Below are 4,405 nucleotides of genomic sequence, written 5' to 3' on the forward strand. Positions count from 1 at the left end.
GCGTCGGCGGAGTGTGGGTCGACGGCGGACGGGATGGCGGGCCGGAGCTTCGCTGTGAGAGCGGTTAGGGCTAGAACTCGCGCCACTGATCAAACCATCGATCAGCCACGTCGGACGGCACCCTCGCCATCTGCGCTAGGTCGGCGAACACGTCGCCTGCGTCGTCGCGCCGAATAGTGTCCATGAACAGGACCTCTGCGTCGTCGAGGTCGTTGAGCCGCAGGATCATATCGCGCAGTATCGGTTCCGCGGCGGCGACTGGATCTGGATAATCCGCCGGGATCGCGTTTAGAGCGTTATTCATGAGGCGCTTGTCGATGTCCGGTAGATCTCCAGTGCGGTGACGGCGGCGAGTGTGGCCGGGAAGTTGGCCAGCAGCCGCCGGTAGCCGGTGGCCAGGATCTTCCAGTTCTTCAGGTGCGCGATCACACGCTCCACGCAGGCGCGGTGCGACGCGATCGTCTTGTTGAACCTGCGGATGTGTTCGCTGAGCGGCTGGTCGGGGCCGGTTCGGCGTTTGGGGACCATCAGGCCGGTGCCGGTGTAGGCGGTGTCGGCGAACCCGCCGGGTCCGCCGTCGGCGTGCATTCGGCCGGCGAAGACCTCGGCCAGGCCGGACTCGCGGAAGGCGCGGGCGTCGTGCATCGCGCCAGGCTGGGGACGGCCGGTCATGACCAGGCGGCCGTGCCACGAGGCGACGACCTGGACGTTGAACCCGCACCGGTGACGTTTGCCGGAGTACATGCCGGAGGTGTAGGTGTCTTTGCGCCGGTCGCCGATCGGGACGAGGAACCCGTCAACGCGCACGGTCGAGCGCAGCTCACGTTCCGCGGTGGCTTCGGTGGTGGCGGCCAGGACCTGGGTCAGGACCGGCAGGAGCAGGGTGACCAAGCGTGAGATGGTCGGCTGGGAGCAGCCGAACAGCTCGGCCAGCAGCGGCTGGGACAGGTTGTGGCGCAGGTACAGCAGCACCGCGACCACGGCCCGGCGCGGGTCGAGCGCGCGTCGCCGGCGCAGCGACCACAGCCCGTGCCCGGCGACGCGTTCGACGAGGTCATCGACTTGATCGCGGGTCAGGCCGGTCATAGTCTCGATCCGTTCCGGCCGCGTGTCGGCTGCGGGAGTGCGCACGACTTCGGTGGCTACCGGCGGCAACGTCGCCGTGTCCACGGACGACAACCGGGACGATCACGCCCGGCGTCTGCCGGAGACGAGTGAGGGGTGGGCGATGGCGCGCACGTGGCTGTCGGTGCGGGTCGACCTGGTGTCCGGACGCGGTGACGACTTCTGGCCGCGGCCGGGACGGGTCTTCGCCGCGGCGCCGTCGCACACGTTCGGGCAGCTGGCCCAGGCCATCGACGCCGCGTTCGCGCGCTGGGACCTCGCGCACATGCACATGTTCACCCTGGCCGACGGCACCGGCGTCACCAGCCTGGATCAGTGGGACGGCGACGCCCCCGACGGCAGTATCGACAGCCGGGCCACGAAGCTGAACCGGTTGGCGCTGGGCGAGCAGTTCGCCTACGTCTTCGACTTCGGCGACGACTGGGCGCATCTGTGCACCGTCGGCGAGCAGAAGATCGACCCCTTCGACACGGCAGGGTTCAAACCTGACGCGCCCACGGCCTACTGGGGCTGGGGCGCCATGCCCGACCAGTACGGCCGCGGCTGGGACGGCGACGACGGGGAATCGCCCCAGCCGAAACGCCCGTCCCGGCCGCTGGCCGACCTCCCGCCGATCTTGCCTTGGTGGGGACCAACCCGACGATGATCACTCCACGAGACCGCCACGCCGGACACCATCGACGACCGTCTCCTGAATAACGCTCTTAGAGAGTTCAGCGTCGAGGTGTAAATCTCAGCGGCGACTGGTCCGCGCTTAGGGTCTTCCTCGATCCAAGAGAGCAACGGGTTGGCGCGGCCAGCAGTCACGTCGTCTTCCATGTGCGCAATCTAGACTAGTCCCAGGAGATGCTTGACCGATCCGTCCGAGCAGTCGCCTGACACCTAGAACCTCAGCGGCCACCACGCCGGCCAGTCAGAGACCGTCGAGAGAACACTCATCCGTCGCAGGTGTCGCGGGCGTTCTCCTCGAAATCGGCGCGCGGCATCAGCACTGATACGCCGTCGTCCGGGGCGAGCACCTCGCCAGGTCCGATCCGGCTGAAGTCCGCTGTTTTGAAATCGACGACAATGGCGTCGCGGTGGCTCCTTCCGCCGAGCCCGTATCGGACGTCCGGTTGTAGCGACGGCAGCGGGACAACCTCGAACGCGCCCGGCGTAGGCAGCCCGATGACGACGGTGGGTTCATTGCTGGTCCATCCCGGTGGCGGCGTGCCCAGCAGTTCCACCTCCACGACTTCGGTGGTCGCGTTGCCGTGGACGCCCCAGCTGATGTGCTGTCTCATTGTCGGTGTTGCTGCCGGATCGCCCGGTTCGGGCGTGGCGGTCCGAGTGCGGTCCTTCTCATAGACGCTGATCTGAGAGAGCCCCGAACCGCAAGTCACCAGTACGGCGATGGGTCGTCCGTCGCGCACGGCAAGCGCGACAATCGGCTCTGGGGCCGGGGAGCAGGCGGTGAGCATGCCAACGGATAAGGCGCCGACGGCAGCCGCGGCGAGAGGTCTTCGCATGGTCCCGATAATCGCTGCCGCATGTCACGGACGGGGCACGGGGGCCATCCCGCCCACCGCCGAACCAGGCGGTTGCCTGCGCGGAACCTGGCCCCGCCGGCAAGGCCGCGCCGCTTCGTGGTCGCCAACGGCGAGCCGTGCCGGCGGGGCCAGAACCCGTGTCCACGGAGTGTGGGTCGACGGCGGACGGGATGGCAGGGCATCGGTTTGTTACGACCGTGGGGTGCGGCGGCCGGTGACCGCGATCGCGACGAGCACGTACAGGGCTGGCAGGAGGGCTAATGCTGTGAGCGTGGCCGGGGTGTCCAAGCTTGCGCAGAGAACGACGCCGGCCCAGCAGGCAGGCAGCACGAACGCTGAAGGTGTGGGCAGCTTCAGGAGGAGTGCTGCAAGCGGCCCGGCCAGACCCAGCGTGACAGGCATCAGCAGGATCATCACCGCGATTCCGGAGAAGGAGAAGCCATCGCATGAGCTGTCGGCGTCGCATGGATACGGGGCGTCGCGGCGCGAGAGGGCCAGGCCATAGCCGACGAGCACCGTAGTCCCCAACGCCAGCAGACCTGCGAGTAGGCCGCGTCCGGCTGCGGACAGCACATACCGGGGTACGCCGCCCGTGGAGCGGGGCCGTAGCTCGTCGCCGATCATGGTCCGGGATTATGCGCGCTGGTCAGGTCGGCCGCTACCTTCGGGCACAGGTGGGGCACACGGCACCGTGAAACCTCGGCAACTCCTGCGGATGATCGCGAGTTACTGACCGGCTGCCGCTGCTGGCAGGCCGACCTGCGCCGTGTTCGCCGGCAGCCGTCGCCTGTTCCGCTTCAACATCTGCACTCGGTTCAGCTGCACGTGACTGCGTCAGCCCCTCGTCAAATCTCAATTCGCCGCGCCCACCACCGCAGCCAACCTGGTGCGAACGGGTCATTTACCGTACGCGCGAGCACCATCTCATCGATGGGACGTATGGCTGCGCTGAACTCTCGGCGCGCCTTCGTACGCAAACTGTGCGTGACCTGTTCAAGAAGCATGCGGATGTGTCCGACGGGCGAGTCTAAGTAGCCGTAGTGCTCGTCAGCGGCCTTACGCGGTCGCCGAGCTCGTGCACTCCAACGCATGAAAGTGAAGGCGACATAGCCCTGCGGAAGCCCGTGGCAACGCTCGAAGTCAGCGATCTGGCGATTCGCGGAAGCCGACAATCCCCGGATGGTGGGCGGTCGGCGGACGGACCCCGGCGAGGCCCGGTCGACGCGACGAGACTGACATGTCCTGATCTCGCCCGGTGACCGGCGAGGCATGAGCACTTCCGAGGTCGGCCCAGTTGATGCATGACACTTTGCTGCTGAGCAAGCAGCTGCGCGTTCATCGTAGATGAGCGGGCAACCAGATGAGGAGCGCCAATCCGCTAGGCGCGAGTAGCACGATCTTCGAGCCCGAGGCAGCACGAAGGCAGCGATGGTCCGACAACTGGGCCGTCAGCCGATAACAGCAGACGGGATCAGTGGGGCGTTACCAGGGCATTCCCCAGCAGCTGTTGTTGGCGACTGGCTGCGATGAGCGCGTTCGGGACGAAGAGGCCGTCGGTTCAAATCCGGCTACCCCGACCAAGGTAAGTGCAGGTCAGGGCGGGTCTTCCCTCACGGGAGACCCGCCCTGACTCGTTTCAAGATCCGTTCTGGGAGAATCCTGGGAGACGATCTTGAAATCGGGGGCAGTAGCCGCCCGGCCACTGTGATGCTTCTCTCGCGCGCATCGGACAACGGGCCCACGGTCAAGGA

General features: G+C 67.0%; 5 protein-coding genes. 1 reads left to right on the plus strand and 4 read right to left on the minus strand.

Annotation, left to right across the window (positions count from 1 at the left end):
* Positions 1-70: 70 nt before the first annotated feature.
* The gene (locus Cba03nite_RS39245) at positions 71-229 is read right to left on the minus strand and encodes a hypothetical protein (RefSeq protein WP_203757631.1); all 159 of its coding nucleotides are present in this window, start codon (positions 227-229) and stop codon (positions 71-73) included.
* 71 nt (positions 230-300) lie between these two features.
* On the minus strand, positions 301-1,086 hold the full coding sequence (locus Cba03nite_RS39250) for a transposase family protein (protein ID WP_203757633.1): 786 nt from the start codon (positions 1,084-1,086) through the stop codon (positions 301-303).
* Between the two features lie 142 nt (positions 1,087-1,228).
* Here Cba03nite_RS39250 and Cba03nite_RS39255 point away from each other — a divergent pair, with 142 nt between their 5' ends.
* Positions 1,229-1,771 (plus strand): IS1096 element passenger TnpR family protein, encoded by a 543-nt coding sequence (locus tag Cba03nite_RS39255; RefSeq protein ID WP_203757635.1) that lies wholly within the window; start codon positions 1,229-1,231, stop codon positions 1,769-1,771.
* A gap of 289 nt (positions 1,772-2,060) precedes the next feature.
* Here the strand turns inward: Cba03nite_RS39255 and Cba03nite_RS39260 are convergent, their stop codons facing one another.
* Complete coding sequence (locus tag Cba03nite_RS39260) at positions 2,061-2,633, minus strand: hypothetical protein (RefSeq protein WP_203757637.1); 573 nt, start codon at positions 2,631-2,633, stop codon at positions 2,061-2,063.
* A 210-nt stretch (positions 2,634-2,843) separates the two neighbouring features.
* On the minus strand, positions 2,844-3,278 hold the full coding sequence (locus tag Cba03nite_RS39265; RefSeq protein ID WP_203757639.1) for a hypothetical protein: 435 nt from the start codon (positions 3,276-3,278) through the stop codon (positions 2,844-2,846).
* Between the last annotated feature and the right edge of the window lie 1,127 nt (positions 3,279-4,405).

Source organism: Catellatospora bangladeshensis, assembly GCF_016862575.1.
GTDB lineage: Bacteria > Actinomycetota > Actinomycetes > Mycobacteriales > Micromonosporaceae > Catellatospora > Catellatospora bangladeshensis.

Bases quoted from the DNA above. Each gene is read 5' to 3' on its own strand.
- Cba03nite_RS39265 (WP_203757639.1), bottom strand. From the start codon at position 3,278: ATGATCGGCGACGAGCTACGGCCCCGCTCCACGGGCGGCGTACCCCGG.
- Cba03nite_RS39245 (WP_203757631.1), bottom strand. From the start codon at position 229: ATGATCCTGCGGCTCAACGACCTCGACGACGCAGAGGTCCTGTTCATG.
- Cba03nite_RS39255 (WP_203757635.1), top strand. From the start codon at position 1,229: ATGGCGCGCACGTGGCTGTCGGTGCGGGTCGACCTGGTGTCCGGACGC.
- Cba03nite_RS39260 (WP_203757637.1), bottom strand. From the start codon at position 2,633: ATGCGAAGACCTCTCGCCGCGGCTGCCGTCGGCGCCTTATCCGTTGGC.
- Cba03nite_RS39250 (WP_203757633.1), bottom strand. From the start codon at position 1,086: ATGACCGGCCTGACCCGCGATCAAGTCGATGACCTCGTCGAACGCGTC.